This is a genomic window from Bacillus sp. LR--39, assembly GCF_053613335.1.
The window spans coordinates 48,880-55,165 of record NZ_JBSIOT010000006.1; the positions used below are offsets into that span (position 1 = coordinate 48,880).

General features: G+C 46.6%; 8 protein-coding genes. All 8 read left to right on the forward strand.

The window, feature by feature from the left end; genetic code table 11:
- Positions 1 to 2: 2 nt before the first annotated feature.
- The 8 genes from pabA to lysS all read left to right on the forward strand — a co-directional run bounded on the left by pabA (position 3) and on the right by lysS (position 5,940).
- Positions 3 to 590, forward strand: coding sequence for an aminodeoxychorismate/anthranilate synthase component II (gene pabA / locus ACWHAR_RS18890; RefSeq protein ID WP_032872204.1), 588 nt, complete (start codon positions 3 to 5; stop codon positions 588 to 590).
- Complete coding sequence (pabC, locus tag ACWHAR_RS18895) at positions 587 to 1,471, forward strand: aminodeoxychorismate lyase (protein ID WP_032872205.1); 885 nt, start codon at positions 587 to 589, stop codon at positions 1,469 to 1,471. The genes pabA and pabC overlap by 4 nt, the downstream gene beginning before the upstream one ends.
- Positions 1,452 to 2,309: a dihydropteroate synthase gene (folP, locus tag ACWHAR_RS18900; protein WP_007409946.1), complete on the forward strand. Its 858-nt coding sequence runs from the start codon at positions 1,452 to 1,454 to the stop codon at positions 2,307 to 2,309. Before pabC ends, folP begins: the two co-directional genes overlap by 20 nt.
- Positions 2,302 to 2,664 carry a dihydroneopterin aldolase gene (gene folB / locus ACWHAR_RS18905; RefSeq protein ID WP_003150671.1) on the forward strand — a complete coding sequence of 121 codons (363 nt, stop codon included), beginning with the start codon at positions 2,302 to 2,304 and terminating at the stop codon, positions 2,662 to 2,664. Before folP ends, folB begins: the two co-directional genes overlap by 8 nt.
- Entirely contained in the window at positions 2,661 to 3,164 is a 504-nt protein-coding gene (gene folK, locus ACWHAR_RS18910) for a 2-amino-4-hydroxy-6-hydroxymethyldihydropteridine diphosphokinase (RefSeq protein ID WP_032872206.1), read from the forward strand. The genes folB and folK overlap by 4 nt, the downstream gene beginning before the upstream one ends.
- A complete protein-coding gene (locus ACWHAR_RS18915) occupies positions 3,116 to 3,325 on the forward strand; it encodes a helix-turn-helix domain-containing protein (RefSeq protein ID WP_032872207.1) in 210 nt (69 codons plus the stop codon). Before folK ends, ACWHAR_RS18915 begins: the two co-directional genes overlap by 49 nt.
- Before the next feature lie 24 nt (positions 3,326 to 3,349).
- Complete coding sequence (dusB, locus tag ACWHAR_RS18920; protein ID WP_007409948.1) at positions 3,350 to 4,351, forward strand: tRNA dihydrouridine synthase DusB; 1,002 nt, start codon at positions 3,350 to 3,352, stop codon at positions 4,349 to 4,351.
- 89 nt (positions 4,352 to 4,440) lie between these two features.
- Positions 4,441 to 5,940 carry a lysine--tRNA ligase gene (gene lysS / locus ACWHAR_RS18925; RefSeq protein WP_032872208.1) on the forward strand — a complete coding sequence of 500 codons (1,500 nt, stop codon included), beginning with the start codon at positions 4,441 to 4,443 and terminating at the stop codon, positions 5,938 to 5,940.
- Positions 5,941 to 6,286: the final 346 nt, after the last annotated feature.

Genomic DNA, 6,286 nt, shown 5'->3' on the forward strand with positions numbered 1-6,286 from the left:
AGATGATTTTAATGATTGACAATTATGATTCATTTACGTACAACTTGGTTCAATATTTGGGTGAGCTCGGGGAGGAACTGATCGTCAGACGGAATGACGAGATTACGATTGAGCAGATTGAAGAGCTGGGTCCGGACTTCTTAATGATTTCTCCCGGGCCGTGCAGTCCTGCTGAAGCGGGGATCAGCCTCGAAGCCATCAAACATTTTGCCGGCAGTATTCCTATTTTCGGCGTATGTCTCGGGCATCAGTCGATTGCGCAAGTATTCGGCGGCGATGTCGTCAGAGCAGAGCGGCTCATGCATGGCAAAACGTCAGAAGTTATGCATGACGGCCAGACGATTTTTAAAGGCCTGCAAAATCCGCTGGTCGCCACCCGGTACCATTCACTTATTGTCAAAGCGGACACGCTGCCGGATTGTTTTACGGTATCCGCTCAAACCAAAGAAGGAGAAATTATGGCAATCCGCCATCATGAGCTGCCTGTTGAAGGTGTTCAGTTCCATCCGGAATCCATCATGACCTCCTTCGGCAAAGAGATGCTCAGAAACTTTATAGAGACACACCGCAAAAAGGAAGTGTCGGTGTGATTATATATTTGAATGGTCAATATATAGAGGAGAAAGAAGCGGCGCTTTCTCCTTTTGACCATGGTTATCTGTACGGGATCGGCGCGTTCGAGACGTTCAGGCTTTACAGCGGCCGGCCGTTTCTGCCGGATGCGCATGTCGCCAGGCTCAACAGGGCGCTTCGGGATCTGCAGATTGCATATGAGGTGAACGAACAGGAGCTGCTTGATATGCTTCGGAGACTGTTGCACCTCAATGACATAAAGGACGGCAGCGCGCGTGTCCGGCTTAACATCTCGGCAGGCGTCAGCGATAAGGGGTTTGCCGCGCAGACTTATGAAAAGCCGACCGTCCTTTGTTTCGTCAACCGGCTCAATCCGGAAACTCTGCCTGTTCAAAAAGAAGGCAGGCTTCTCTCTGTCCGGAGAAATACGCCTGAAGGAACTTTTCGGTTAAAATCCCATCACTATTTAAACAACATGTACGCTAAACGGGAGATCGGGAATGATCCTAATCTTGAAGGGATTTTCCTGACCGGAGAAGGAGATGTCGCGGAAGGCATTGTCTCCAACGTGTTTTGGCGAAAAGGAGACAAGGTCTTTACGCCATCTTTGGATACGGGAATTCTCGATGGGGTAACAAGACAGTTTGTCATTGATGAATTGAAACGGCAGGGGACAGAAGTCACCGAAGGCCGATTCCGTTTTCAATCAATGCTTGAAGCAGATGAAGCATGGTTGACAAACTCCGTGCTTGAAATCATCCCGTTTTCTAAAATAGAGGAAGTTCCGCTGCCCGGAATGAGCGGAAAAACGGTGCAATTGCTCTGTAAGCAGTATCAGCAGGAAATAAACAAAATGAATGTACAGGAGGAGGAACAAAATGGCGCAGCAAACAATTGAACAGCCTAAACTGATTCATACAAAAAAAGGCGCTCTGTCCTATAAAGAGAAGACGCTCGTTATGGGGATATTAAATGTAACGCCAGACTCCTTCTCAGACGGCGGCAAATACGACAGTACGGAAAGGGCGCTTCTGCATGCGGCGAAGATGGCTGAAGAAGGGGCGCATATCATAGATATCGGCGGCGAATCGACAAGGCCCGGCGCATCACTCGTGTCGGCTGATGAGGAAATGTCACGAGTCATCCCCGTCATAGAACGGATTACAAGCGAGCTGGACATTCCGCTTTCAATCGATACGTATAAAGCGTCCGTGGCAGACGAAGCGGTCAAAGCGGGAGCCTCTATCCTTAATGACATCTGGGGGGCGAAAGGTGATCCTGACATGGCGTCAGTAGCCGCCGCACACGGGGTTCCGATTATCTTAATGCATAATCGCATGGAAAGAAACTACAACGATCTTATTCCTGATATGCTTGCAGACTTGATGGAAAGCGTAAAAATTGCCGCAGAAGCCGGCGTCACAGATGAAAACATGATTCTGGATCCGGGGATCGGCTTTGCGAAAAACTATGAGGACAATCTGGCTGTCATGAACAAGCTGGAGGTGTTCAGCGGGTTAGGTTATCCGCTGCTCCTGGCGACATCGAGAAAAAGGTTCATCGGCCGTGTGCTTGACCTTCCCCCTGAAGAACGTGCCGAGGGAACGGGAGCGACAGTATGCCTTGGCGTCCAGAAAGGCTGCGACATTGTGAGGGTGCACGATGTCAAAGAGATCGCAAGAATGACTAAGATGATGGATGCTATGTTGAACAAAGGAGGCGTACATTATGGATAAAGTATATGTAGAAGGTATGGAGTTTTACGGATATCACGGCGTATTCGAAGAAGAAAACAAACTCGGCCAGCGCTTCAAAGTAGACCTGACTGCCGAACTGGATTTGAGCAAAGCGGGAAAAACGGATGACCTTTCTTATACCATTAACTATGCGGAATTGTACAGTGTCTGCCGCGGCATCGTTGAGGGCGAGCCCGTTAATTTGGTCGAGACCCTTGCGGAACGGATCGCAGACACCGTCCTTGAGAAATTTGAGCCGGTGCAGCAATGTACGGTAAAGGTTGTTAAGCCTGACCCGCCGATTCCTGGCCATTATAAATCAGTAGCCATAGAAATGACGAGAAAGAAATCATGAACAATACGGCATATATCGGCCTCGGTTCCAATATGGGCGACCGTGAACATTATTTGCGCCAGGCAGTGGCCATGCTCAGCCGTCATCATGGCGTGACGGTGTCAAAGGTGTCCTCCATATATGAAACAGATCCCGTCGGCTATGAGGATCAAGATCAGTTTCTCAATATGGCGGTTGAAGTGAAAACGGCGTTATCTCCTTTTGAACTTCTTGACGTAACGCAGAGCATTGAAGCTGAATTAGGCAGAACGAGAGAGATTCGCTGGGGACCGCGGACGGCAGACCTTGACATTTTGCTGTATAATCGTGAAAATATTGAAACAGAGCGGCTGATTGTTCCGCATCCGAGAATGTATGAGCGCTTATTTGTCCTTGCGCCGTTAAAAGAAATATGTCCGCAGGCGGATCATATCACGGTAAGCGCTGAAACAAACCAAGAAGGTGTAAGAGTATGGAAGCAGAAATCTGGGGTAGGCGAATTCGTGCATTCAGAAAGCTGAAAGGTTATACTCAAGAAGGATTTGCAAAAGCATTAGGTGTATCAGTTTCTATTGTCGGTGAAATTGAACGCGGAAACCGATTGCCGTCAGATGCCATCATTCAAGATGCGGCAGATGTTTTAAATATAAGTGCGGACGAATTGGCCCCGCCTGAAAAATAGACAAATAATGAAAGGAGGGGAAAAATGTTTAAAATCGGTGATATTCAATTGAAAAACCGGGTCGTGCTTGCCCCTATGGCCGGTGTCTGCAACTCAGCGTTCAGATTGACTGTAAAGGAATTCGGAGCCGGATTGGTATGCGCTGAAATGGTCAGTGACAAAGCGATTCTTTACAACAACGCAAGAACAATGGGGATGCTTTACATTGATGAACGTGAAAAACCGCTCAGCCTTCAGATTTTTGGAGGAAAAAAGGAAACCCTTGTGGAAGCGGCGAAGTTTGTAGATCAAAACACGACTGCTGATATTATTGATATTAACATGGGTTGTCCCGTACCCAAGATTACAAAATGCGATGCGGGCGCCAAATGGCTACTCGATCCTGATAAGATTTATGAAATGGTATCCGCAGTAGTAGATGCTGTTGATAAGCCGGTTACAGTGAAGATGAGAATGGGTTGGGATGAAGAGCACATTTATGCAGTGAAAAATGCCCAAGCCGTTGAACGTGCCGGCGGAAAAGCCGTTGCCCTGCACGGCCGCACAAGAGTGCAAATGTATGAAGGCACTGCGAACTGGGATATCATTAAAGAAGTGAAGCAATCCGTCTCCATTCCCGTCATCGGAAACGGGGATGTCAAAACGCCTCAGGACGCGAAACGCATGCTTGAGGAAACAGGAGTTGACGGCGTCATGATCGGCCGGGCCGCACTCGGCAACCCGTGGATGATTTACCGTACGGTGCACTACCTTGAAACCGGTGAGTTAAAAGACGAACCGAAAGTCCGTGAAAAAATGTCGGTATGCAAACTGCACTTAGATCGCCTGATTAAGTTAAAAGGCGAAAATGTGGCAGTCAGAGAAATGAGAAAACACGCTGCCTGGTATCTGAAAGGTGTCAGAGGCAATGCGAATGTACGCAACGAAATTAACCAATGTGAGACGCGTGAAGAAGTTGTGCAGCTTTTAGATGCATTTACCGCCGAAGCAGAGGCAAAAGAGCTTCAAGATGCAAAAGTAGGTTAATATACACCCTCTATTGCTGCTCACTGCCAGCTTGCCGCTGGCAGTTTTTCTGCTTTTTCGTGAAAACAAAATGTAACGGAGTGATACCAATGAGTCAAGAAGAGCAAAATCATGAGGAATTGAACGACCAGCTGCAAGTCAGACGAGATAAAATGAACCAGCTGAGAGAAAACGGCATTGACCCTTTCGGCGAACGTTTCGAGAGAACGCATCAATCTCAACAGATCATTGACGCCTACCAGGATCTTTCTAAAGAAGAACTGGAAGAAAAAGCGATCGAAGTGACCATTGCAGGCCGTATGATGACAAAGCGCGGAAAAGGGAAAGCCGGCTTTGCGCATCTGCAGGACTTAGAAGGTCAAATTCAAATTTACGTAAGAAAAGACAGTGTCGGCGAAGAACAATATGAAATCTTTAAATCTTCAGACCTGGGAGACGTTATCGGCATCACGGGGAAAGTTTTCAAAACAAACGTAGGCGAGCTTTCTGTCAAAGCGACATCTTTTGAACTGCTGACAAAAGCACTGCGTCCTCTTCCTGATAAATATCATGGGTTAAAAGACGTTGAACAGCGTTACCGCCAGCGCTATCTCGATCTCATCGTAAACCCTGACAGCAAACAAACGTTTATCACACGCAGCAAAATCATCCAAGCGATGAGAAGATACTTAGATGACCATGGATACTTAGAAGTTGAAACACCTACGATGCACAGCATACCGGGAGGAGCGTCTGCACGCCCGTTCATCACGCACCATAACGCGCTCGACATGCCTCTTTATATGCGTATTGCGATTGAACTGCACCTAAAACGCCTGATTGTCGGCGGATTGGAAAAAGTCTACGAAATCGGCCGTGTGTTCCGTAATGAAGGTGTTTCTACACGCCATAACCCTGAATTCACGATGATCGAGCTGTATGAAGCGTACGCCGATTATAAAGATATTATGAGTCTTACGGAAAACCTCGTAGCACATATTGCGCAGGAAGTGCTTGGAAGCACCACAATCCAGTACGGAGAAGAGCAGATTGATCTGAAACCTGAATGGAAACGACTCCACATGGTAGATGCGGTCAAAGAAGCGACAGGTGTAGATTTCTGGAATGAGATGACTGTTGAAGAAGCGCGCGGTCATGCAAAAGAGCATGGTATCGAGATCACAAATTCAATGACGGTAGGTCATATCATCAATGAATTCTTCGAACAAAAAATTGAAGAAACACTCATTCAGCCTACATTTATTTACGGCCACCCTGTAGAGATTTCTCCTCTTGCTAAGAAAAATCCGGAGGACCCTCGCTTTACAGACCGTTTTGAGCTGTTTATCGTCGGCCGTGAGCACGCTAATGCGTTTACGGAGCTGAATGACCCTATTGACCAGAGGGAACGCTTTGAAGCGCAATTAAAAGAAAGAGAAGAAGGAAACGATGAAGCGCATATGATGGATGAAGACTTCGTTGAAGCTCTTGAATACGGCATGCCGCCGACCGGGGGATTGGGTATCGGTATCGACCGCCTTGTCATGCTGTTAACAAATGCTCCGTCTATCAGAGACGTTTTATTATTCCCTCAAATGAGACAACGCTAATAAAAGGGAAGGCGCCGTTTCTGCTTATCGCAGTACGGCGCTTTTTTAGAAACAAGCCGCTCATAAAACTTTTTTGATTTTCTTTTGAAAAACTATTGCACTATTATTTGCGAGGTGGTATATTATTATTCGTTGCCGCTAAACAAGGCGCTGACGAAAAAAAAGAAATTTAAAAAGTTATTGACTTCAAGAGATTGATAAGATAAAATAATAAAGTCGCTTGAACGAAAGACAAAATGATCTTTGAAAACTAAACAAGACAAAACGTACCTGTTAATTCAAAGTTTTAAATAAATCGCACAGCGATGTGCGTAGTCAGTCAAACTACTTTATCGGAGAGTTTGAT